General features: G+C 48.0%; 17 protein-coding genes. 12 read left to right on the top strand and 5 right to left on the bottom strand.

Features of this window, described 5'->3' with window-relative positions; all coding sequences use genetic code 11:
- The first annotated feature begins 4 nt into the window (after window positions 1-4).
- The 12 genes from R3O62_RS06405 to R3O62_RS06350 all read left to right on the top strand — a co-directional run bounded on the left by R3O62_RS06405 (window position 5) and on the right by R3O62_RS06350 (window position 19516).
- Window positions 5-3055, top strand: a complete 3051-nt coding sequence (locus tag R3O62_RS06405; RefSeq protein ID WP_269110172.1) for a xanthan lyase — start codon at window positions 5-7, stop codon at window positions 3053-3055.
- A gap of 111 nt (window positions 3056-3166) precedes the next feature.
- A complete protein-coding gene (locus tag R3O62_RS06400; RefSeq protein ID WP_032540329.1) occupies window positions 3167-5041 on the top strand; it encodes a PQQ-binding-like beta-propeller repeat protein in 1875 nt (624 codons plus the stop codon).
- A 391-nt stretch (window positions 5042-5432) separates the two neighbouring features.
- A complete protein-coding gene (locus R3O62_RS06395) occupies window positions 5433-6899 on the top strand; it encodes a glycosyltransferase family 2 protein (RefSeq protein WP_005811909.1) in 1467 nt (488 codons plus the stop codon).
- On the top strand, window positions 6896-7828 hold the full coding sequence (locus tag R3O62_RS06390) for a DUF4922 domain-containing protein (protein ID WP_317472423.1): 933 nt from the start codon (window positions 6896-6898) through the stop codon (window positions 7826-7828). The genes R3O62_RS06395 and R3O62_RS06390 overlap by 4 nt, the downstream gene beginning before the upstream one ends.
- Complete coding sequence (locus tag R3O62_RS06385; protein WP_220575755.1) at window positions 7825-9138, top strand: SpoIID/LytB domain-containing protein; 1314 nt, start codon at window positions 7825-7827, stop codon at window positions 9136-9138. Before R3O62_RS06390 ends, R3O62_RS06385 begins: the two co-directional genes overlap by 4 nt.
- Window positions 9139-9153: 15 nt before the next feature.
- Window positions 9154-10452 carry an MFS transporter gene (locus R3O62_RS06380; protein ID WP_005779073.1) on the top strand — a complete coding sequence of 433 codons (1299 nt, stop codon included), beginning with the start codon at window positions 9154-9156 and terminating at the stop codon, window positions 10450-10452.
- 44 nt (window positions 10453-10496) lie between these two features.
- On the top strand, window positions 10497-11771 hold the full coding sequence (locus tag R3O62_RS06375) for an exo-beta-N-acetylmuramidase NamZ family protein (protein WP_032540332.1): 1275 nt from the start codon (window positions 10497-10499) through the stop codon (window positions 11769-11771).
- A gap of 38 nt (window positions 11772-11809) precedes the next feature.
- Window positions 11810-14671 carry an FAD-binding and (Fe-S)-binding domain-containing protein gene (locus tag R3O62_RS06370; protein ID WP_317472424.1) on the top strand — a complete coding sequence of 954 codons (2862 nt, stop codon included), beginning with the start codon at window positions 11810-11812 and terminating at the stop codon, window positions 14669-14671.
- Window positions 14672-14694: 23 nt separating this feature from the next.
- The gene (locus R3O62_RS06365; RefSeq protein ID WP_005779079.1) at window positions 14695-15858 is read left to right on the top strand and encodes an acyltransferase family protein; all 1164 of its coding nucleotides are present in this window, start codon (window positions 14695-14697) and stop codon (window positions 15856-15858) included.
- Window positions 15855-16691, top strand: a complete 837-nt coding sequence (locus R3O62_RS06360) for a BadF/BadG/BcrA/BcrD ATPase family protein (protein WP_005779081.1) — start codon at window positions 15855-15857, stop codon at window positions 16689-16691. Before R3O62_RS06365 ends, R3O62_RS06360 begins: the two co-directional genes overlap by 4 nt.
- Before the next feature lie 25 nt (window positions 16692-16716).
- The gene (gene murQ / locus R3O62_RS06355; protein WP_005811927.1) at window positions 16717-17562 is read left to right on the top strand and encodes an N-acetylmuramic acid 6-phosphate etherase; all 846 of its coding nucleotides are present in this window, start codon (window positions 16717-16719) and stop codon (window positions 17560-17562) included.
- A gap of 31 nt (window positions 17563-17593) precedes the next feature.
- Window positions 17594-19516, top strand: coding sequence for a serine hydrolase (locus tag R3O62_RS06350; protein WP_317472425.1), 1923 nt, complete (start codon window positions 17594-17596; stop codon window positions 19514-19516).
- 66 nt (window positions 19517-19582) lie between these two features.
- Here R3O62_RS06350 and R3O62_RS06345 read toward each other — a convergent pair whose 3' ends face one another.
- From R3O62_RS06345 to nrfA, 5 genes are read right to left on the bottom strand one after another with little or no spacing between them, the layout of a single operon-like run.
- The gene (locus tag R3O62_RS06345) at window positions 19583-20269 is read right to left on the bottom strand and encodes a Crp/Fnr family transcriptional regulator (protein WP_005822874.1); all 687 of its coding nucleotides are present in this window, start codon (window positions 20267-20269) and stop codon (window positions 19583-19585) included.
- A gap of 46 nt (window positions 20270-20315) precedes the next feature.
- Entirely contained in the window at window positions 20316-21581 is a 1266-nt protein-coding gene (locus R3O62_RS06340) for an alginate export family protein (RefSeq protein WP_005811934.1), read from the bottom strand.
- Between the two features lie 32 nt (window positions 21582-21613).
- Window positions 21614-22405 carry a cytochrome c biogenesis protein CcsA gene (gene ccsA / locus R3O62_RS06335; RefSeq protein ID WP_005779093.1) on the bottom strand — a complete coding sequence of 264 codons (792 nt, stop codon included), beginning with the start codon at window positions 22403-22405 and terminating at the stop codon, window positions 21614-21616.
- Window positions 22402-23643: a cytochrome c biogenesis protein ResB gene (locus tag R3O62_RS06330; RefSeq protein ID WP_195317466.1), complete on the bottom strand. Its 1242-nt coding sequence runs from the start codon at window positions 23641-23643 to the stop codon at window positions 22402-22404. The genes ccsA and R3O62_RS06330 overlap by 4 nt, the downstream gene beginning before the upstream one ends.
- Window positions 23644-23646: 3 nt before the next feature.
- A complete protein-coding gene (gene nrfA, locus R3O62_RS06325; protein WP_234164677.1) occupies window positions 23647-25128 on the bottom strand; it encodes an ammonia-forming cytochrome c nitrite reductase in 1482 nt (493 codons plus the stop codon).
- Window positions 25129-25143 lie beyond the last annotated feature (15 nt).

Raw genomic sequence — 25143 nt, 5'->3', positions numbered from 1 at the left:
CACAATGAAACCAATTCGCACTTCCCTGATTCTGCTGCTTGCAGCCGGCTTATTCCCACAAGCCGCAGCAGCGCAAGACCTGCCCAAAGACCTACGGTCCCAAGTAGGTGAGCTCCTGAATGAAACTGCCCGGAAAGAAGTTTCTATCGGGAAAATCCTTATCGATTCTATCAGTATGGAAAAAAACGAACTGATATTTTTCGCTAACATGAACTGTTCATACATTCCTTTCCGCGAAAACAACGTAGCCGAAATCTATCAGAGCGTAAAAGCGCTGCTCCCCCCAGAGTTGAGCAAACGGAAATTACAGATCCGGACAGACCACCATGCCATCGAAGAACTGATCCCCCTGGCACTTCGAAGTAAAAAGGGCAAGATGAAAACTCTGACATTCAGCCACAAAGTAGACAACCCCCTGATTACCCGGTTATCTGCTCCGTATGCCCCCACAAACGGATTACAGAACCGGCACATCGCTTTATGGCAAAGTCACGGCTTTTATTACGAACCGAAGCTAACCCGTTGGGAGTGGCAGCGTGCACGTATTTTTCAGACCGTAGAAGATCTCTACACTCAAAGCTATGTACTCCCTTTCCTTGTTCCGATGTTAGAAAATGCCGGAGCGACTGTCCTTCTTCCTCGTGAAAGAGACTGGCAGACAACTGAAATTATTGTCGACAACGATGGATGCAGAGACGGACACTCAGTTTATACAGAACAAAACGGCAGTAAGGCATGGAGCAACGGAGCCAAAACAGGATTCGCCCACCTGAGGGCAACGTACAAAGACTTTGAGAATCCCTTTTGCGAAGGCAGTTACCGCCAGACAGAAACGATTAAGAAAGGAACTGCAAGCATTGCCGAATGGATCCCCGAAATTCCCCGGTCAGGCCGATATGCTGTTTATGTCTCCTATAAAACGGTGGACAACAGTACAGACGATGCCCTATACACCGTCTATCACCAAGGCGGCACATCACAGTTCAAAGTAAACCAGCAGATGGGAGGAGGAACCTGGATCTACTTAGGCACTTTTAGTTTCAGTGCAGGCAAAACCGATCATAAAGTCGTCCTCAGCAACCAATCCTCCAAAGCGGGCCGTCTGGTGACAGCCGATGCTGTAAAAATAGGCGGTGGTTATGGAAACATCGCCCGCAGTATCTCTGAAGAAGGAGGTGTAGATTATCCCTATGAGATCAGTAACTACCCTCGTTTCTGCGAAGCAGCACGCTACTGGATGCAATGGGCAGGCATACCGGATAGCGTTTACTCAGACAGTCGCGGTAAGAACGATTATACCGATGACTATAAATCACGTGGAATTTGGGTGAACTATCTCGCCGGAGGTTCGGCTGCCAACCCCACTGAAAAAGGACTGAATATTCCTATAGACATGGCTTTCGCCTTCCATTCAGATGCCGGCACCACCTATGGTGACACCATTATCGGCACATTAGGTATTTTCCAAACCTCTGCCTATGACGGGATATATGCAAATGGCACTTCACGGTATGCCTCCCGGGACTTGTGCGACCTGATACAGTCCAACATCGTGAAAGACATCCGCACTTTGCATGAACCGGAATGGACCCGCCGCGGAATGTGGAACCAGTCCTATTATGAGGCCCGTGTGCCACGAGTACCAACCATGTTGCTTGAGCTCCTGTCTCACCAGAACTTCGCCGACATGCGTTACGGACTGGATCCTCGTTTTCGTTTCACCGTCAGCCGTGCCATCTACAAAGGAATGCTGCAATTCCTCTGTTCCCAATATAAAATGGATTATGTGGTACAGCCTTTGCCCGTCGATTCTATAAGCCTGCGCTTCATAGAGGGCAACCGGATAATGCTTTCATGGCAACCGGTAGACGATCCGCTGGAACCTACCGCAAAAGCAGACCAATACATCGTATATACCCGCATTGGAGAAGGAGACTTTGATAATGGCGTGATCGTAGACACTCCGGATTACCAGACAAACATCCCTTCAGGCGTAGTTTGCAGTTTCAAAGTAACCGCCCTCAACAAGGGAGGTGAAAGTTTCCCGTCCGAAATTCTTTCTATCGGGAAAGCCCTCAACGAAAAGGGAACAGTACTGGTAGTGAACGGGTTTAGCCGAGTCAGTGGTCCGGCAGACTTTACGGCAGATGCAGACACCCTGGCCGGATTCCTTGACGAACTGGACCACGGAGTACCTTACCAGACAGACATCAGCTATATTGGTCCGATGAAAGAGTTTCGTCGACAGATCCCATGGATGGACGACGACGCCTCCGGATTCGGCGACAGCTATGGTACGCACGAGACAATGGTAATTGCCGGAAACTCATTCGACTATCCGGCTGTACATGGAGAGGCGATTCTGAAAGCAGGATATTCATTTGTATCGTGTGGTCTCACTCCCTGCTCTTCACTCAAGAAGAAAAACGGGAGAGATAGTATCGCCAACCAGACGGATGCTGCGTCAGGGGGCATTCCTGTCCTGCGGATGAACGACTACAAATACGTAGACCTGATTTTGGGTAAACAATGTCAGAGCAAGATGGGACGGGAAGGAGTAAAACCATTGGAGTTTAAGACTTTTAGCGAAGAAATGCAGAATGCCATCTCAGATTATTGCCGGACAGGGGGTAATTTCTTCGTATCGGGAGCCTATGTAGCATCGGACCTATGGGATAATCGTTTAGCGAAAGCGGACGAAAAAGACAAGAAGTTCGCGATGGAAGTATTGAAATACAAATGGCGCACAGGACAAGCCGCCCGTAACGGAAAAGTGAAAGGCGTTGCTTCCCCATTCCCTGCAATCAAGGGAAATTACACATACCATCAGGAGTTGAATCCGGAATCGTATGTCGTAGAGTCGCCCGATGCCATCGAACCGGCCGTCCGGGGAGCATTCACCGTATTGCGATATTCGGAAAACAACCTGAGTGCCGGTATAGCCTATAAAGGAGATTATAAGACCTGTGTATTGGGATTCCCGTTCGAATCGGTACGTACCCCCGAAGAGAGAGAACAGTTAATGAAAGCCATACTGGCTTTCTTTGAACAATGATAACACAGGTGGAGTAACTGCACGTATAGGGTGCATACCCTCATCAAGGCAGCAACCGTTCCACTGACAAGAAACTGAAAAGTGTAGTAATAATAAATAAAATCATCATCTATGAATAGAAGGCTTTCTATATTCGTAATCATTTTGTTTTTCCTGTTGCCTGCCGCCGTGCAGGCACAGGCAACAGGTTCTTTCCGCTTTGCACAACTGACGGACATACACCTCAGTCCCAACAACCCGAAACCGGCAGAAGATTTGAAGCGTTCTGTCGAACAGATTAACACCACGCCGGGAATAGACTTTGTATTAGTCACCGGAGACCTCACCGAAGAAGGTGACCGTGCCACCATGTTGCTTGTAAAGTCCATACTCGACCAGTTGAAGGTGAAATACTATGTCATACTGGGTAATCACGAAACCAAATGGAGCGACTCCGGATGCACCGCGTTCAGCGATATTTTCGGAGGAGAGCGATTTGAATTTGAACACAAAGGCTTCCTGTTCCTTGGATTCAATTCCGGTCCGCTAATGCGCATGGCCTACGGGCATGTAGTGCCGCAAGACATCACATGGATGAAACAGGAAATGAACAAAGCAGGGAAAGACAAGCCTGTGATTCTGGTCACCCACTACCCCATGCTGGATGGAGATGTTGACAACTGGTATGATGTCACCGATGCCGTGCGTCCCTACAATATCCGCACCTTTATCGGAGGGCACTATCACCGTAACCGTCTCCTCTCGTACGACGGGATTCCGGGCATTCTCACCCGCTCGAACCTGCGGGACAAAGATGGCATAGGCGGTTATGGCATATTTGATGTCACTCCGGATTCTATTATCACTTACGAACAGCGTATCGGTGAACCGATGAAACGGTGGGCTGCCTTGTCACTCACTAAACCTTATTACGACCGTTCCGGAAAAGCAGTGAAATATCCCAGTTTCGCGGTGAACGAAGAATATCCACAAGTGAAAGCAGACTGGTTAGTGCAGACCGGAGCCGGTATTTACTGCTCACCTGCTGTCTGGAAAGACAAAGTCTATGTCGGTGACGACTTGGGTTTTCTGACCTGCTATACCTTGAAAAGCGGACAGAAATTGTGGAATTTCCAATCCGGGAAACGTATTGTAGGCACTCCCGATGTAGCCGACGGAGTCGTCGTCTTTGGCTCTGCCGACCATAACATTTACGGTCTGGATGCCCGAACCGGTAAAGAACGTTGGCGGGTGACCGCAGGAGAACCGGTATTGGGAGCCGTAACCATTGAAAAAGGAGTTGCCTATATCGGTGCCAGCGACTCCACCTTCCGTGCCATCCACATCAAAAGCGGAAAGGTGTTGTGGAGCTATGCCGGCATCAAGGGCTATGTTGAGACAAAACCTCTGATAGAAGGAAACAAAGTCATATTCGGTGCATGGGACAATACGCTCTATGCCCTTGACAAGACTAACGGCAAGGAACTCTGGAAATGGACCGGAGGACTCACCCGCATGCACTTCTCACCCGCTGCCGTATGGCCGGTAGCTGCACACGGAAAAGTATTCATCACCGACCCGCAACGTGCCATGACTGCCATCAACCTGGAGACAGGAGAAACTGTATGGCGTACCTTCCAGTCGATGGTACGCGAAACCATCGGATTATCCGCCGACAAAAAAAGGATCTATAGCAAAACAATGAATGACAGCGTAGTCTGTTACTCCACCATCGGAGACGTCCCGAAAAAGCTCTGGGCCTCTAATGTCGGTTTCGGCTATGAACATGCCCCATCCATGCAGATGGAAAAAGACGGCGTAGTGTTCAGTAGTACCAAAGAAGGACTTATCTTTGCACTGGAAGCAAGCACCGGGCAGGTACTGTGGAAACATAAGATCGGTAATTCACTGATTAATACCGTGATTCCCGTCAGTCGCCACCAGGTACTGTTTACAGCTACCGGCGGCGAAGTGGGAAGACTCAACTGTTCTCCCCTCCCGCAATGAGGAGAATAGAGAGGTTCATCCGGTAAATGCGTAGTTTAATAAATGACTCTATTTATCAACGCGTTACATTTACCGGCTTTTTCGAACGGATGTAAAAGCATTTACCCCGGCGTGTAAAACCTTTTACCCCGGCATGTAAAGCTCTTTACCCCGGTATGTAAATGGAGTGAGCATGCGGAGTGAATGGAGTGATCGTGAAAAGAAACCAACGCTTTATTCCGGTTATCGGAATTACGCATCTATCGGATGAATGAAAAAGAGACTACCTGCCTTAGTGACAGGCCGGAAGACAATAAAGAGAGAAAAAAATGAAATAATAACAATAATAATCGGCAGTATCCCTCCTCCCCTCCAATGTAGGAGAGATTGTGGGAGAGGCCGTCAATCGCTTATGGAATCAACAATCAATTGCTTCATCCCCTATGCGGGAGTGGCACAAGCAGAAAAAACAGTTCAAGGATTACAGGCTACAGATTTAGTGAAGAAAATCTACCTCCTCGCCACCTCTCCCGACATCGATCCACTGCCGGGATGCGAACTGCTCTATGTGGACAAACTCACTGACAGTGCTGCCATGTACGCCATTGCTGAGCGTTCCGATGCAGACTATGCATTACTCTATACCAAACATACCACACTCGAGTTGGGCATGTTCGCACTCGAACGGATGATTCATATCGCCAAAGACTCGGGAGCCGGCATGGTATATGCCGACCACTATCAGGTGACGGAAGGTAAGCAGAGCAATGCCCCTGTCATCGACTATCAGTTCGGAAGCCTCCGTGACGATTTTGACTTCGGCTCTGTACTCCTATTCAAGGCCTCAGCCCTGAAAGAGACTGTCAAGAGGATGAAAACCAGTTACGACTTCGCCGGTCTCTATGACCTGCGCCTCAAACTATCGCAGAAATATCCGCTGGTACACATCAACGAATATCTCTATTCGGAAATAGAGAATGATACCCGCAAGAGTGGTGAAAAAATATTCGATTATGTAGACCCGAAAAATCGTGAACGGCAGATCGAAATGGAAGCAACTTGCACCGAACACCTGAAAGAGATAGGCGGTTATCTGAAACCGGAGTTTGAAAAGATAGAGTTCAGTGCCGATAACTTTGAATACGAAGCTTCCGTGATAATCCCGGTACGTAACCGCATCCGCACCATACGCGATGCCATCCGTTCGGTGCTCAGCCAAAAAACAGAATTCAAGTTCAATCTGATCGTTATCGACAATCATTCTACCGACGGCACTACCGAAGCCATCGACGAATATAAAGAGGATGACCGCCTGATTCACCTCATTCCCGAGCGTAACGATCTGGGTATCGGCGGTTGCTGGAACCTGGGCGTGTACCATCCCCTGTGCGGCAAGTTTGCCGTGCAACTGGACAGTGACGATGTATATGCTCACGAGAGAGCGCTGCAACTGATGGTCAATGCCTTCTACGAACAGAACTGTGCCATGGTAGTAGGCACCTACATGATGACAGACTTCGATATGAACATGATTCCGCCGGGCGTCATTGACCATAAAGAGTGGACCCCGGAAAACGGACGCAACAATGCGCTCCGTATTAATGGTCTGGGTGCTCCCCGTGCATTCTATACACCGATGCTCCGCGAAGTGAAAGTGCCCAATACCAGCTATGGTGAAGATTACGCATTGGGACTGAATTTCTCACGCCGCTACCAGATCGGCCGTATATACGAAGTTGTCTACCTCTGCCGCCGATGGGACGATAACTCGGACGCCTCACTCGACATTGTGAAGATGAATGGACACAACCTTTACAAAGATCGCATCCGTACCTGGGAATTGCAGGCACGGATCGCATTAAACAAAAAACAAAGATGAACAAGGAATTACAAAACCTGCTGAATGAGCAGCTCACCTCGTGGGAAATGGCGCAAAAGAATTACGATGCGTTGAAGCGTGTACGTGTAAAAGAGGTAGAAGTGAATGGCTGTCTTTACAAAGTGCAGTTCAACCCGGCACGCATTGTTTCATCGGCAGCCAAAGTAGACAGCAAGTCGATTCAGGAACGTAAGTGTTTCCTGTGTCCGGCCCATCTTCCGCCAATGCAAAAGGGGATTCCTTTCGGAAACCATTATCAGATATTGGTCAATCCGTTTCCCATATTCCCCAGGCACCTGACAGTTCCCGAACTACAGCACGTCGATCAGCGCATCTTGTACCGTTTTGCTGATATGCTCGATCTGGCTGATTGTGCGGAAGATTATATTGTCTTCTACAACGGCCCCCAATGTGGCGCATCAGCCCCCGATCATATGCATTTTCAGGCCGGTAGCAAAGGCTTCCTTCCCATCGAACAAGAATGGAAGGAGAAAAGGGCAGAGAAAATAATTACCAATGAAGCTGCCACTCTATGGGCACTGGACGACTCTCCCCGTACAACACTCTTAATTGAATCGGAAAGTAAAGAGGCAGCCGTCACACTGTTCAACGCCGTATACGGAGCCATGAATCTCAAATCCGGCGAAGAGGAGCCGATGATGAATGTATTGGCATGGAAAGAACGAGGCAAACAGATTGTCTGTATCTTTCCCCGCGCCAGACACCGCCCTGCATGTTATATGGCCCAAGGGGATACCAATATACTGATCAGCCCGGCTTCAGTAGATATGGGTGGCGTTTTCATCACCCCATTGGAGAAGGACTTTGAGAAAATCACAGCAAATGATATTGCCGACATTCTCAGTGAGGTATGCTTGAAACCGGCAGACTTCCGTGCATTGATAGAACGCATAAAACAACGATCATGAAAGAACCTAAAGTACAGGTCGGCATTTTGTCCGAACCTCAAATCGAATTCATACTGCTGAACTCTTACCATATCAAAGGAAAAGAGATTGCCGGCAGACAGGTCGTGACCTATGTTGACGGACAAATCCGCTGGCAAGGACACCTTTATGACGAATTGCTGTTTGAACCCATGCACGAAGAAAGTGATGCTTTCGAATTACTGAATGTCACCATCGGCATTAACTTCCATTGGGAACGGAAAGAAGACCAACGCTTTATGGGAGCATTGAAAATCATTGTCGAGAACGAAAAACTGACAGGGATCAATGTAATTCATGTGGAAGACTACCTGACCAGTGTCATCTCATCGGAGATGAGTGCAACGGCAAGCCTCGAACTGCTGAAGGCCCATGCAGTGATCTCAAGAAGCTGGTTATTGGCCCAAATTCATAAGAACAAAGCAATTACGGCATCTCAAAGCCTCTATTCAGCTTTCACACAGACCGGCCAGGAGCTTATCAGATGGTACGACCGTGAAGATCACACCCACTTCGACGTTTGCGCCGACGACCATTGCCAGCGCTACCAAGGCATCACCCGTGCCTCAACCGAAATGGTGAGGCAAGCCATCGCTGCCACCCGCGGACAAGTACTTATGTGGAAAGGAAACATTTGTGACGCCCGTTTCTCAAAATGTTGCGGCGGTGCTTTCGAAGAGTTCCAATATTGTTGGGAAGGTATCAAGCATCCGTATCTTTCCAAGCAAAGAGACAGCAAAACAGGATCCGGACTGCCCGATCTACGGGTAGAGTCCGAAGCCGACCAATGGATTCGAACCTCACCCGAAGCTTTCTGTAACACAAAAGACAAGAAAATATTGTCTCAGGTTTTAAATAACTACGATCAGGAGACCACCGACTTCTATCGTTGGAAAATAGAGTATAAACAAGACGAACTTTCCGAGCTTATCCTGAAACGTTCGGGCATTGATTATGGACAGATACTCGACCTGATTCCGGTGGAACGGGGAACCTCCGGACGGCTTGTCAAGTTAAAAATCAGAGGGAGCAAACGGACCATGACTATCGGTAAGGAACTGGAAATACGCCGTACACTCTCTACATCTCACCTTTACAGCTCCGCTTTCGTCATCGACAAGGCAGATATCGTGGATGACGTACCGGGACGGTTTATCCTCACCGGTGCCGGATGGGGGCACGGAGTAGGACTTTGCCAAATAGGAGCAGCCGTCATGGGCGAACAAGGTTACCCATACGATACTATTTTATTGCATTACTACATCGGTGCAACGATAGATAAACTTTATTAAACACACACTCTTATCATGAAAAACAAGACCATATCACCATGGGCATGGATTCCGACCCTGTACTTTGCACAAGGATTACCTTATGTAGCCGTAATGACTATTTCGGTAATTATGTACAAGAATCTGGGTATCTCCAACACGGATATTGCACTCTACACCTCCTGGCTCTATCTGCCCTGGGTCATCAAACCCTTTTGGAGCCCGTTTGTCGACTTATTGAAAACCAAGCGCTGGTGGGTAATCAGCATGCAGTTGCTGGTTGGTGCCGGACTGGCAGGAATCGCTTTCACCATACCCATGCCAAATTTTTTCCAGACCACCCTTGCCATCTTCTGGCTGGTGGCCTTCAGTTCGGCTACGCATGACATTGCTGCCGACGGATTTTATATGCTGGCACTGAACGTACAAGACCAGGCACTTTATGTAGGGATACGCAGTACTTTCTATCGCATTGCCACAATTGCCGGACAAGGTTTGTTGGTGATGCTTGCCGGCGGCCTGGAAATATGGACAGGCAGTATTAAATACGGATGGAGCATCACCTTCTTTATCCTTGCAGGACTGTTCCTTGCTTTTTGCCTCTACCACAAATGCGTATTACCGAAACCTGACAGTGACAAAGCAGTAGTAGGTGAGAACAGCGCAAGCGCCATTTTCAATGGATTCATAGAAACCTTTGCCTCTTTTTTCCGCAAAAAACAGGCTGGAGTAGCCATCCTCTTTATGCTATTCTATCGCTTCCCTGAAGCACAGTTAGTGAAGCTCATCAACCCATTCTTGCTCGATCCTGTCGAGAAAGGCGGATTAGGACTGACTACCGCCGAAGTAGGATTGGTTTACGGAACCATCGGCATCATCGGACTGACATTAGGAGGCATCGTCGGCGGTATTTGTGCAGCCAAAGGAGGACTGCAAAAATGGTTGTGGCCAATGGCATGGAGCCTGTCGCTGACCTGCCTCACCTTTGTATATCTGGGTTACTTCCAGCCACAGAACTTTGTGATCATCAACCTGTGCGTATTTATCGAACAGTTTGGTTACGGGTTCGGATTCACAGCCTATATGCTTTACTTGATTTACTACTCTGACGGAGAACATAAGACGGCGCACTATGCCATCTGCACTGCTTTCATGGCATTAGGCATGATGCTGCCGGGCATGGCCGCCGGCTGGTTACAGGAACTGATCGGATACGAAAACTTCTTTATCTGGGTAATGGCTTGTTGTGCCGCCACAATTGCCGTATGTGCCTTCATCAAGATAGACCCCGATTATGGGAAGAAAAAAGAGAATATTGCCGAGGAGAAGAAATAAAGTTACTCCAGGCATTGGTAGGATAACTAAAAAAAGATAAGATTATGACACATAAAAGAAGTATATTGAGACTTTTGCTCATTCTTTTTATCCTTGTTTCCAATACTCCCCTTTCCCAAGGGATGGAACCAGGTGTAAAACCTCCGGGAATCCGTATCAAAACAGGTATTGAAGTCCTAAAAGAACAAAACTTCAAATGTCTTGAAGGAAAACGTGTAGGACTGATCACCAACCCGACCGGTGTAGACAATCAGTTGCGGTCCACTATCGACATTCTTCATGAAGCGCCCAATGTCAACTTAGTGGCTCTGTACGGACCGGAGCATGGTGTACGGGGTGATGTGCATGCCGGCGACAAAGTGGATAACACGAACGACCCCACTACCGGACTACCCGTTTATTCACTCTATGGCAAAACGCGTAAACCGAGCCCTGAAATGCTAAAAGACATTGATGTATTGGTATATGACATACAGGACATCGGCTGCCGCTCGTTCACCTATATCAGCACCATGGGAGTGGCTATGGAAGCTGCCGCCGAAAATGGTAAAGAGTTTATTGTCCTTGACCGCCCCAATCCGATAGGCGGATTAAAAATAGAAGGGAATCTCGTAGAAGATGGATACATATCTTTTGTCAGCCAATTTAAAATTCCGTACCTTTACGGACTTACTTGTGGCGAGCTTGCACTGATGCTCAATGGAGAACAAATGTTGGGCAGGCCATGCAACCTGCATGTTGTGAAAATGAAGGGGTGGAAGCGAAAAATGGATTATGTACAGACAGGACTCCAATGGATTCCTTCGTCCCCACACATCCCGCATCCGCATTCCGCTTTCTTCTATCCCGTTTCGGGGATACTCGGCGAACTGGGCTATATGTCGATTGGTGTGGGTTATACCATTCCGTTCCAAATGTTTGCCGCTCCTTGGATAGAGGCAGACAGATTGGCTGATAACCTGAACCGTCTGAACCTGCCGGGAGTGATATTCCGTCCGATGCACCTCAAACCCTTCTATTCGGTAGGCAAAGGGGAACATCTGCAAGGCGTACAAGTACATATTGTGGACTTTAATAAAGCTGCACTAAGCGAGATACAGTTTTACGTGATGCAGGAGATAGCTGTACTCTATCCGGGCCGGGCCGTATTCGACCATGCCGATAAAGGACGTTTCCGTATGTTCGATCTCGTCAGCGGCTCCAAAGAAGTACGCGAACGTTTCAGTCAGCGCAACCGCTGGGAAGACGTCCGCGATTATTGGTACAAAGACGTTGACGACTTCCGCCGGCTGTCGAAGAAGTATTATTTGTATAAATAAAAACTGGGACCGAGGAGTGCCCGACAAACAAAGAAACAATGAAAACGGAAAGAAACTATGACGAATTCCTGCGAGACATCAGCCGATTTATCCCACAGGATAGAATATTTACCGACGAGCTCCATCGCCTGGCATGGGGGACAGATGCGGGTTTCTACCGACTGATTCCTCTAATTGTAGTTAACTCGATCGACGACGATGAAGTATTCGAAATGATCTATCTGGCCGACAGATATAATATACCGGTAACTTTCCGCGCTGCCGGAACCAGTCTTTCGGGACAGTCCATCAGTGACTCTGTTTTGATTATAGCCGGCAAAGGCTGGGATCACTACGAACTCTCACCCGATCACGAACAGATTTACCTGGAGCCCGGTATCATCGGACAACGGGTAAACGAGATCCTCGCACCTTACGGACGTAAATTTGCTCCCGATCCGGCTTCCATAAAAAGCGCCATGGTAGGTGGAATCGTAATGAACAATGCTTCGGGCATGAACTGCGGAACACATGCCAACAGTGATAAGATGCTGCTGTCGGTACGTATCATACTCCCTGACGGCTATTATCTTAATACCGCCAGCCAGGAATCCCGAGAAAACTTTGAAGAAGATCATCCCGATTTCCTCCGCCGCATCTGCGAGCTACGTGACCAAGTACGTAGCAACAAAGAACTGAGTGCACGTATCCGTTATAAATACTCAATCAAGAACGTAACAGGGTTGAATATTCTTCCCTTCCTCGTATACGATGATCCGTTCGATATTATTGCCCACCTGATGGTAGGCTCGGAGGGCACATTAGCTTTCCTTTCCGGTGTGACTATGAAAACGGAATACGACTATCCGCACAAGGCAAGCGCCATGCTCTATTTCAGCGACATCAAAGAAGCATGCCGTGCAGTGGTAGCCATGAAAAAACTCGTCAACACAGATGGGGAGTGGATTGTAAAAGGTGCGGAACTGCTCGACTGGAAATCCCTGGCTTCTGTGAATGATCCGACGGGAGAAGGGCTAACAGCCGTATTGACCGAAACCAAAGCACGCACACAGGAAGAGCTCAACCACAACATCACTGTCATCGAAGATACATTAAAGGCATTTAAAACCTACATCCCGGTCCACTTTACCGACCGTCCCGAGGAATATTCCAAATATTGGGCAATCCGTTCGGGCATTTTCCCCTCTGTAGGAGGAACCCGTCCTCCGGGAACAACCTGTCTGATTGAGGATGTGGCCTTCCACATTGAAGACCTCCCCGAGGCGACAGCCGAACTGCAACAGCTCATTGCCCGGCACGGATACGATGACGCCTGCATTTACGGTCATGCGTTAGAAGGCAATTACCACTTCATTATCAACCAGTCATTCAGTAATGAAGTTGAAATAAAACGGTATGAAGCCCTGATGAACGACATAAAAGAACTGGTAGTGGACAAATATGACGGCTCATTAAAGGCAGAACACGGCACAGGACGAAACATGGCTCCGTTCGTAAAGCAGGAATGGGGAGAAGAAGCTTTCGCTATCATGAAGGCGGTAAAACAACTCTTTGACCCCAAAGGATTATTTAATCCGGGTGTTATCTTCAACGACGACCCTCAATGCCATATCAAACATTTCAAGCCTCTCTCACCATTGGCAATAGGAGAAGGCTCCGAAGTGACACACCAGATAGACCGGTGTATCGAATGCGGATTCTGCGAAGTGAACTGTCTCTCGTGCGGATTCACGCTCTCCTCACGCCAGCGCATTGTCATACAGAGGGAAATCTCACGCCTGAAAAAAAGCGGAGAAAATCCGCAGTTACTGGAGACACTGTCCAAGTTATACCGGTATCCGGGTAATCAGACCTGTGCCGGTGACGGCCTGTGTGCCACGTCTTGTCCGATGGGTATCAATACCGGTGACCTGACCCACCTCCTGCGTCAGGCAGAGCTACCGTCCAACAGCACCGGTTATAAGGTGGGAAAATTTGCCGCCAATCATTTCGCAGGAATAAAAAATGCTCTGCGACCGGTACTGTCACTTGCCAATACGACACACAGCCTGCTGGGAACTTCCAGGATGACTTCCATTACTCGAAAGATGCACAACGTATGGGGACTTCCGCAATGGACACCGGCCATGCCTATGAGCTATAAGATACACAAGAAGGACAACAACAAGGCACCGGATGCAAAGAACAAGGTGGTCTACTTCCCCAGTTGCATCAACCAAACTATGGGATTGGCAAAAAATTCTCCCGTAGAGCAACCTTTGGTTAACAAAATGCTCTCTCTGCTTCAGAAAGCGGGATACGAAGTCATCTTCCCGCCCAAGATGGAGAAACTCTGTTGCGGAACCATTTGGGAAAGCAAAGGTATGCTGGATATAGCCGACAGCAAATCGGCTGAACTGGAAGCCGCCTTATGGGAGGCCAGCGAACAGGGACGGTATCCGGTACTTTGCGACCAGAGCCCTTGTCTGCACCGTATGCGTGCCACTATCCAAAAGATGAAGCTATACGAACCGGCTGAATTTATCTATACGTTCCTGCGGGATAAACTGGAATTCACTCCCACAAACCGTCCCGTAGCCGTACACATCACATGTTCCATGCGTAAAATGGGATTGTCGAATACACTGATTTCACTGGCCGGACTATGTTCAACGCAAGTGCTTGTTCCGGAAGAGGTGGGTTGTTGCGGCTTTGCCGGAGATAAAGGATTCACCCGGCCGGAACTCAACACTTATGCTTTACGCAAACTGCGTCCGCAACTGGAGAAAGCAGGAATCAGTATCGGCTATTCAAACAGCCGCACCTGTGAAATCGGTTTAGCCACTAACACCGGCATCCCCTATGTATCGATTGCCTATCTGGTGGATCAGTGCACTCGTCCACGTGAAACAAAAGAATAACTTAACACTTAAATAAGAATGCAATGAATCAAACAGCCAACAAACGTCTACTTGCCCTCGATGTGTTGCGGGGTATCACTATCGCAGGAATGATTATGGTCAACAATCCCGGCAGCTGGAGCTACGTATATGCTCCTCTCGGTCATGCGGCATGGATCGGCCTGACTCCGACCGACCTGGTCTTTCCTTTCTTCATGTTCATCATGGGTATTTCCACCTATATATCATTAAGAAAGTATAACTTCGAATTCAGTCATTCTGCAGCCTTGAAAATACTTAAAAGAACCATTGTGATCTTTGCCATCGGTTTGGGAATCGCATGGTTCTCCATGTTTTGCCACACTTGGAATTCACTATCCGGCGAAGATATTCCATTCTTCTCCCGTCTGGGGGAATCAGTCTGGACTTTCGGTCACATTCGCATCCTGGGTGTCATGCAGCGATTGGCCCTCTGCTACGGCGCAACGGCTATCATCGCTTTAATCATGAAGCATAAATACATCCCATACCTGATAGCCGCCTTGCTAATCGGTTACTTCATCATCCTGATCACCGGAAACGGATTTGAATACAACAGTACCAACATCCTGGCGGTGGTGGACCGTGCCGTATTGGGCGAGGCACATATGTACAAAGACAACGGCATCGATCCGGAAGGTGTATTAAGCACCATACCTTCGATAGCCCATGTGCTGATAGGCTTCTGCGTAGGCAAACTGCTGATGGAAGTAAAAGACATCAATGAAAAAATAGAACGCCTGTTCCTGGTTGGCACTATCCTCACCTTTGCGGGTTTCCTGCTCAGCTACGGCTGTCCAATCAGCAAGAAGATCTGGTCACCGACATTCGCGATTGTCACTTGCGGACTGGCATCCAGTTTCCTGGCACTCCTCGTATGGATTATCGACGTAAAAGGTTATACACGATGGAGCCGGTTCTTCGAATCGTTCGGAGTCAACCCACTATTCATCTACGTGACCGGAGCCGTTCTCTCTATTCTGTTGGGCAACATACTGATACCTTATGACGGTCATACCATCAGCCTTCACGGATTTGTGTATAAGATCATCCTCCAACCCCTGCTCGGCGATTATCCCGGTTCTTTAGCATTCGCCATCTTATTCGTAGGGCTGAACTGGTGTATCGGATACATCCTGTATAAGAAAAAAATATATATAAAGATATGATACTAATAGCAGACAGTGGTTCTACTAAGACCGATTGGTGTGTAGTAGAGCATGGACAGTTAGTCCAGCAGATTTTTACGAAAGGCACTAACCCTTTCTTTCAGTCTGAAGAGGAAATCAGTAATGAAATAGCAACCGCCCTGATTCCTCAATTAAAGACAAACAAGTTCGAGACTGTTCACTTCTATGGAGCCGGTTGCGCTTTCCCCGACAAAATAGAAACGGTGCGCAAAGCCATAGCTGCGCATCTGCAAGTAAGCGGAGAGATTGAGGTCAGTACGGACATGCTTGCTGCCGCCAGGGGACTGTGTGGCCATCAACCGGGCATCGCCTGCATCATGGGCACAGGATCGAACTCTTGTTATTATGACGGTAAAAACATAGTCAGCAATGTATCGCCATTAGGATTTATTCTGGGTGACGAAGGCAGTGGAGCGGTTTTGGGTAAGCTGCTGGTAGGCGATATCCTTAAGAATCAAATGACTCCGGGACTTAAAGAAAAGTTCCTGGAACAATACAACCTGACGCCTGCCGAAATTATCGACCGGGTATATCGCCAACCGTTTCCAAATCGTTTCCTGGCAAGTTTCTCTCCATTCCTGGTCGAACACCTCGATGAACCGGCCATACGCGAACTGGTTCTGAACAGCTTTAAAAAGTTCCTGAAACGCAATGTAATGCAATACGACTACCAGCATGCCCGGGTCCATTTCATCGGTTCAGTAGCGTTCTACTACAAAGAATTACTATCGGAGGCGTGTAAGGCAATGGAGATTCACCTGGGAACGATTATCAAGAGTCCGATGGAAGGACTGATTAAATTTCACGAGTAACGTATACGAATTATAGAACAAAAACATGAATAGTAATATAGAAAAATCAGATAAAACATCCTTCGTCAAGATTTCCGAGCAGCCCTCGCTCTACAGTGATCTTGAGAAGAAGTCGGTCCGCGAAATACTGGAAGATATCAATACCGAAGACCAAAAGGTGGCTCTTGCCGTACAGAAAGCTATTCCTCAAATTGAAAAGTTAGTCACACAGATTGTCCCCCGCATGAAACAGGGGGGACGCATCTTCTACATGGGGGCCGGAACCAGCGGACGCCTCGGGGTTCTCGACGCTTCAGAGATCCCTCCCACTTTCGGGATGCCTCCCACATTGATCATCGGACTGATTGCAGGCGGAGATACCGCCTTGCGTAATCCGGTGGAAAATGCCGAAGACAATACCACCCGGGGGTGGGAAGAACTGACGGAACATAACATCAACAGTAAAGATACCGTCATCGGTATTGCAGCCTCAGGTACGACTCCCTATGTGATCGGAGCCATGCATGCGGCACGCGAGCACGGCATCCTCACCGGTTGCATCACCAGCAACCCGAACTCGCCGATGGCCGCAGAAGCCGATGTACCCATCGAAATGATTGTAGGCCCCGAATATGTAACAGGCAGTTCGCGCATGAAATCAGGAACAGGGCAGAAGATGATTCTGAACATGATCACAACCTCGGTTATGATTCAACTGGGACGCGTGAAAGGCAACAAGATGGTCAATATGCAGCTTAGCAACCAGAAGTTGGTGGACCGCGGCACACGCATGATTGTCGAAGAACTCGGGTTAGAATATGACAAGGCTAAAGCACTGTTGCTGATGCACGGTTCCGTGAAAAAAGCAGTAGATGCATATAAAGCCGGATAACAAAACCGAACCCTCCTAAACTTACAATACCATGAATACGAAAAACAAAGTTCACTTCTCCCCCATCTCCCTGCAGGAAAGAAAAGGGACGAAATCTCTGCTCACCGCTTTGGCGCTTCTGTTCTGCAGTCTGCAAGCTGTCGCACAATCTCTGCCACGCGTTGCCCCCGAACAAGTAGGCATGGATTCTCACCGTCTGTTGCATGCCGACGAGGCTATTCAGAAGGCGATCCTTAACAAAGAAATACCGGGAGCCGTACTCGCCGTGGTCCGTCATGGCAAAATGGCCTATCTCAAGGCTTATGGTAACCGGCGGATCTATCCCAATATAGAACCGATGGAGATAAATACCGTCTTCGATATGGCTTCTTGCAGCAAGCCGATGTCAACTGCTGTTTCTGCCATGATTCTGATTGAACGCGGACAACTGCGCCTACTCGATCGCGTCAACCTCTACCTGCCTGACTTCCGGGAATGGCAGGGAGAGAACGGAGAGAAACAGGACATCCGCATTGTAGACCTTATGACTCACACTTCGGGCCTTCCACCTTACGCACCGGTAGCCGAGTTACAGAAAGAGTACGGTTCACCCAATCCGGAAGGGCTCATGAAGTATATTTCCACTTGCAAACGCGACTTCAAGCCTCAAACGAATTTTCAGTATAGTTGCCTCAACTATATCACCTTGCAACATGTCATCGAAGTCATTACCGGACAAAACCTGCGGGACTTTGCCAAAGAGAATATCTTCAATGTCCTGGGCATGCAGCACACCGATTATCTGCCCACTGTACAGCAGAAAGACGGAAAATGGATAAATACCGTAGATTACCCCTGGATGGATTTGATTGCACCTACCGAGAAACAAAAAGACGGAAGTGTACTCTGCGGACAGGTGCACGATCCGTTGGCGCGCATCCTGAACGGAGGAATCTCCGGCAATGCAGGGGTCTTCTCGGACGCCAATGATATAGCCGTTCTCGCAGCTGCCTTGCTGAATGGGGGCGAATATAATGGTCGCCGTATTCTCAGCCCACTGGGGGTAAAAACCATGCGTACCGTTCCCCGCGAAGTAGCCGGACTGGGACGCACTCCGGGATGGGATGTCTTCTCAGCCTATGCCTCAAATCATGGCGACCTCTTCGGCCCGAACACCTTCGGGCATACAGGATATACGGGTACTTCCATCCTGATTGACCCAGATAACGACACGGCTGTCATCCTGCTCATCAACGCCGTGCATCCTGAAGACGGACACAGTGTAGTCCGCCTCCGTTCGCTGGTTGCCAATGCAGTAGCCGCTTCTATCTGCCCGCCCGCACAAGTATATACGGATCATTATTACAAACGTTTCCTGGAATTTGAAGCAGATGCTCCCATCGGGCCGAAGGATATCGTAATGGTGGGCAATAGCCTCACCGAAAACGGCAGAGACTGGAGCATACGCCTGAATAAAAAGAATATAAGAAACCGCGGAATCATTGGTGACGAAGCAATGGGAATTTACCAACGTCTTTTCCAGATATTGCCCGGCACTCCCCGGAAGATTTTCCTGATGGCAGGAATAAACGATGTGTCACACAACCTGAGTGCCGATAGTGTGGTAGAACTGATTACTCTGGTCATAGACAAAATACGAACCGGATCACCATCCACCGAACTCTATCTGCAGAGTCTTTTACCCATTAATGAATCGTTCGGACGATACAAAACAATGACCGGTAAAACCGACCTGATACCCGAAATCAACAGTAAGTTGGAAGCACTTGCCAAAGACAGGAAAATACCTTTTATCAACCTTTTCCCTCTATTTACGGAGAAAGGTAGCAATGTGATGCGGAAAGAACTGACTACGGACGGACTCCATCTGACGGAGGAAGGCTACAAGATTTGGAGCAAAGCATTGAGAAGGGTGTGTCGAAACTCACCACAGAAGGCACAGGGTAAATTTTAAGCCATTGATTATCAATATTGATAATCTGTGGTGATCTGTGGTGAAAAGACTCTTGACACAGCCCTTTCAAATATATTCTTTAAGTGCCGCCATATCTTCCAGCGTCACCACTTTCTTATTGATTGAAATCAGGCCCTCCTTCATCATCTTATTTATTTCTTTCGAAAGTGCAGGGCGGGTTACCCCCAGATATTCTGCCAACTGGACCTGATTATGCTCCAATATAGCCGTATTCGGAGAAGTCTTATGCTCCATGAAGTAATAAACCAAACGGCTGCGCAGCATCTTGTAAGAAAGAATCCTCAGACGGGTGACCGTACACTTGTTACAATTGCCTGTGACACACAGGAAACGGTGCAGTAAATCGGGTACGGAACTGATCAACTTAAAAACGGAAGTACGGGTAGCCATCAGCAAAACAGAATCTTCGCTGGCAGTAAACGTAGCAGGCAAGAGATTCTTATCGCCAAACAGATGGGGTGTGGCAAAAGCACGGGGAGCACGGATATCTTCTACCTTCACCAGATTTCCTGCCACATCAACGATATTGACCTCCAGTTCTCCCTTCAGCAATACATACAAATGATTGCAATAGGTGTCCTGCTTCAATACGACCTCTTTCCTGGCAACCTCGTACACCGAAAGTTCCAGTTCCAAAGGCAGCCGACGTTGCAAACTGACATCCATATCCTTAAATAAAGATATCTGCCACAAGATTTTTTGATATTCGTCTGTAAACTCTACTTTTACCACAATGCTTGTCTTTTTAGCAAAGATAGCATTTTCTCCCGTACCAATCCTACCACTTGGTAAATAAAATACGCGGATTGATGTTCAGTGTCAGCCATCCCCAGTCCTGCCAGCTCTTATGGCTGCCACCTTTTACAATGTCCATATATTTAGTTCCAAGCATGGTCGAATAACCGGCTGTCAGTTTTACATCTTTCATCAAAGTATAATCTACCTGCAAATCGAACTCCGATCCCAGACTACGTCCTTCTTTACCGTCTGTGGCCGTTACGTCATAAGTCGTAGAAAAATGGTGATAATTCAGTGAGAACCCTATCTTTTGGGTCGGCTTGAAGTCAACACTGAGTATTTTGTCCCACAAACCTTTGTTATAAGCCGATGCATAAAAATAATCCATTCCTCCATAGAATTTATGATGTGTCCCGTAAAGCGGATCAAAAGTAGTTACCTTCTTACTGTCGGGATCTCCACTCAGGTAGTCCGTGCCGAGGCTTACACTCCACTTTGGATCAATCTTATACCCGGCTTTCAAGCTGAACATATAAGCAGATACCTTCTTGTCGGCTTTGTTTTTACCCGACTGGTAATAGACACTACCGTTCAGCAACCATGCCCCGGGTGTATACACCAGATAAGTACCCATCGTCTGCATATTAGCAGTTTTACCCTTTTCTTCCGTCCCTGTTTCAAATCCGGTATTCATAAAAAGCAGTGAAGCAGTGAAATCTTTAGCCCACCGGCCATTATACCATACCGTTTGCATGGTTTTATAAGGCTGTCCACCGGGAGCATAATAAGTGCCACCATAGGAGCGATCTTCATTATTCTGATTAAAAGCCAGTATCAAATGCAACTTGTGCATCTTGCTTTCATACCCCAATTTCAATGCATCGTGGAAGCGTCCTGCCACATTCCAGTCCAGTCCGCCAAGCAGACGCTCATCATCATACGAGAGTGGCTGACGCCCCAACTGCGCAAACAGACCTTTTGAAAAATCAAGCCGTGCCCAAGCTTCGTGCAAAATAAACCGTCCGTTTTTATCGATCTGCGGATCCTGCCCCCACACCCCTACATGCTGTGCAGCAAGTTTCATTTGCAGGCGATCGCGCTGATAACCTAAGGATAGCCGTGCCCGCTCGTTGATAAAGAAAGTCGGACTTGCGCCTTCGGGACGGGGGTTCAACACTCCATTGCGGTATTCACCACGAGTACGTATTTGTGCATCAATTGTAAACTGATTCTCCTTTTGTTGCTGTGCAAAGGCGGACAGCGGTGCAAAAAGCATTGCTGCCCAGATTAGATTCGTGATTCTCATAACTCAATTAGTAATTAGTAGTTAGCGATTTATCAATTCAAATTATACGTATGTACGCTGGTTCCCTGTGCCGATGGCAGATAATTAATGCCATACCAACACATTTGCAGCAATACAAAACAAATGAGGAGCCCGACAAGTGCCACACGTACTTTTTGCCGCCTGTTCATCCGGTAGTGGATATAACAGAGATAGCCTATCCACGTGGCTGCCGCCCAGGTTTCCTTCGGATCCCAACTCCAGTAATGCCCCCAGGCCTCTTTAGCCCACAAAGCTCCGAACAACATTCCCAATGTCATGAAGGATAGTCCTACATTGACCAAATTATCACACAGTTCCATCTCACGTTCTTCGGTAGCTTTTTTCTTGATCCAAAGCAGGTATACCGCCATAACGGCCGCTGCGCCCAACATAGCATAAGCAAACATATATACAATGACATGCGGTGCAAACCAAGGACTTTGCAAAGCAGGCATCAAGGTTTTATTATGTATCTCGGGTTTAAACAGGTTGATACAGATGAATACAAGCGAAAGAACAAAGCTGAAACTCAGAATCCACTTATATCGCCAGCGGCTATAAGTGATGATGCCCGCCAAAGGTAAAAAGAAAGAATACCACAATCGGGTTTCACCCATTGTACGCATCGGAGGCCGTTCCAATGAAATCCACATCCCAAGGATAAAAGCAAAAAAGACGGCCAGTCCTGCCAACGTGGCTGCATAAACAACAAACTGGCGTTTCTCTTTCCATGCGGCAACGGCACCGATAGCCCAACACAGAAGAGCTGCCATGGCAAATATCACAAAATGATCCCAACTCATACGTTGTCCTCCTTTCTTTTCTGTGACAGGGCGAACAGGCAGACAGCTCCGGCTATCATCATCCAGATACCGGTATAAACCACCGGTAACCACGGATCACGAACCAGTTCAAACACGCTTATATCGCTCCAGCGACCTTTCGACTCGTCATAACTTAACTGATATATTTTCCATCCCTCCAACTCAAAAGGTTTATTTACCTCAATCGTGGCCGAATCACGGCGTCCCGACTCTGTATAAACTTTCACCTCGGATGCAAAACGGCGAGGTTCACGCTCGGGCATTACCAAACTGGTCTGATCGTCGAGACGGATAGCCTTATAAGGAAACATAAAACTGCCACAACTCACCCATCCTTCATGTTTCCGGCCTGTTTTATCATTCACTGCCGTCAGATAGACAGCATAAGCAGCTCCCATTGAAGGAAAGTCCACAAAGTTCAAAGTATCCTGAGTCGCTACACTGGCTGCCAAAGGGAGTTTCTTCTCTATGTGAATTTCCCAATCGAGCAAATGCCCGACATGAAAATCATCTTCAATCAGCAGGTTTTCCGGCTTCCCGACCGGCAGTGCTTTACCTGTTTCATTGTCAATCAACATCAATTTCGGGGGATATTCATCGATCGTAAAGTTCTGAAGCTCGATAGCCAAAGGCAGCTCCCGCATTTTCTGATTTTCATCGGAAGCCCGCCATTCGGCTTGTCCTATCTTTGTAGTCATATGCAGACGCTCCATATCGGCATTTCCCAATACAGCTCCGGTCAGTGCAAGGAAAAGTCCCAGATGGTTCAGCACAAAAGGAACGTCCCGCCAATGGAAATGATGAATCCGCCGAATGGTGGTCAACCCCAACAAAGTGACCATCCAGAGGAACAACAGCACAAACGAACAGGCGGACAACATTTGCGAAAATCCCAGCCAGTTTTCAATACCGGACAAAGGTATATCGGACTTCACCTGGCGGATCAGTCCCATCACTACAGTGAGCACGGCCACTGACACCATGGATGAAACGGCAGCCTGACAGCTCCCCATCCACCGGATAAAATAACTCTTTTGTGAAAAGGTGTAGGCCGATAACAAGATAACGACATATAACAACCCTACACACACATTCACAGGGTAAGAAAGAATGGAAAGCGTGCACTTCCCCAACGTCATTTGCAGGAAAATGCCTGTCAGAAAAAGTCCGCCACAGATGGCGAACCCTTCTTTATATCCCCAAGGTTTCTGCCACATAGTTTACAGTTTAGCCAGACGACCGTTAGCCTTCGCTTTCTCCAACCATTCGGGTACTACTGTTTTCAGGAATTTATCTTTCGCTTTACGCTCTTTCTGCATATCGAGACCGATATACTGCTGCGCTTTCTCTTTAGTCGAAATATCAGGCATCGGCACATCGGCTGTATAGCCATGCTGAGCCAACACTTTTGAGATGGCAAGACGGGCCTGCAAAGCTTTATCAAGTCCGTGTCCCAGAATGCGCTGTATCTCTTGCGGAGCATGGAACGCACCACCGTGTGAAGCCACACCGAAATCCCATCTCCACTGGGCCTGGCGAATCAACTTCAACGCCTCTGCCATCTGAGTATCCGTCGCACCTTTATCCCAGGCGAATTTAGCTTCAATATGCGCTTTAGCCAACTCCTGTTCCAGACGGCCACGAATTTCATTCGCTTTACGCTGACGGTCATATACATTATTCCGCAATGTCTCTTCGCTCTCACGATGACAAACCTGACAAGTCCGGTCGATCATAGCTAACGGACTCTGAATGTGGTGATCGCTGAATTTCATGCCTCCCTCGCTTTTGTAGGGCATATGACAATCGGCGCACGACACTCCGCGTTGGGCATGAATTCCCATCTGAGAGATCTCGTAGTCCGGATGTTGTGCTTTCAGTATACGGGCTTTGCTCAGTGCATGTGTATAATCGGCAAAGTCGGCCTCGTCATAGTAGGCTTCCATATCTTCTACCGAAAATCCTTTATCCCAAGGGAAAGTCAGGTATTTGCCATCTCCCTTGAAATAATATTCCACGTGGCATTGTGCGCATACCAACGAACGCATTTCCTGCGGAGTCGCTTTATCGATATCTTTCCCCTGACGGGCAAATGCCTCGCGCAAAGCCGGACGGCTAATATGAAGTTTCATATTCGTCGGTTCATGACAATCGGCGCAACCTATCGGATTGACGATCTCACTACCGAAAGCTCCCCACTTATTATTATAGAACGAATCCACTCCAATAGCTTCCATCATGCGAGGAACGTCCGGACTCTTACAAGTCCAGCAGGTAGAAGGTTGCGGCCCGCTTTTATCATCCATCGGCGCACCGGTACGGAGTGAATGTGTAATGTCCTCAATAGCATGCATATGTCCCCTCGGAGTCGAATAATCTTTTGAGAATGCATAGCCGGCCCAAAGCACCACCATCTCGGGACGTTGTGCAAGTACATCTACCGCTTCGTTACCGTTAAATTCACTCTTGAAATCGGTCTTAGCCGTTTCTTTCCATGTTTCATACTCACGTGGGTAGTTATCCCCAAACACTTCGTTTCGTGGTTCTATTCCGGTAATTTCCACCCGTTTGTTATTGAAAACGCTTACCGTCTCTGCCCGGCGTTCCATCAGCGCCGAGACAACAAGCCCAAGCACAAAAACGACTACCATCGCTCCGCAGAACAACAACCATCCTTGCCATGATTTCAGTTTCTTTTCCATAATTCTGTTATCTTG

The organism is Bacteroides hominis (genome assembly GCF_033042785.2).
In the GTDB taxonomy this organism is placed as follows: domain Bacteria; phylum Bacteroidota; class Bacteroidia; order Bacteroidales; family Bacteroidaceae; genus Bacteroides; species Bacteroides hominis.
Note: the sequence above shows the minus strand (reverse complement) of the source record. Positions and strands in the feature narration are given on the sequence as shown.